Raw genomic sequence first — 434 nt, forward strand, 5'->3', positions numbered from 1 at the left:
GTCGCACTCAGCGAACTGCTCGATCTCACCGACCGCTGGCAGGGCTGGCTGATGGTCGCTGCGTGCGCGATTTACTCGGCGGCCTATGCGCTGCTCTATCGCCGCCGGATAGTTTCACTCATCGCAGTCCACGGCCTGGCCGCGGTGGCCACGCTCTCTATCGGGCTGCTCTGCCTGCTGCCCGGCGGTGATGCCCGGTTGACCGCGTTCTCCGCTCTAGTCCTGGCCGTGCTTTACCTGGCCCGTCGTCTCGATGACCGCGTCCTGCGAACCAGCGCTCACCTGCTGGCGTTTGGTGTTTCGGCTGCGCTGGCCTCGCGGCTGATTGTCGGGTCCGCCGAGGCCAATGCGGTTTTCTCGGCCTGGGCGCTGGCCAACCTGGCGGTGCTGGCGATGCTGGCAGCGAGCTCGTTCCTGGCCGGCGGCAAAGACAC

At 67.1% G+C, this 434-nt stretch carries 1 pseudogene (running past one end of the window); it reads left to right on the forward strand.

Features of this window, described 5'->3' with window-relative positions:
* The first annotated feature begins 346 nt into the window (after window positions 1–346).
* Window positions 347–434: pseudogene (locus FVQ81_05085) on the forward strand (DUF2339 domain-containing protein); it runs 341 nt beyond the window's last position.

The sequence above is a fragment of the Candidatus Glassbacteria bacterium genome, from assembly GCA_019456185.1.
Lineage (GTDB): Bacteria > Gemmatimonadota > Glassbacteria > GWA2-58-10 > GWA2-58-10 > JAJRTS01.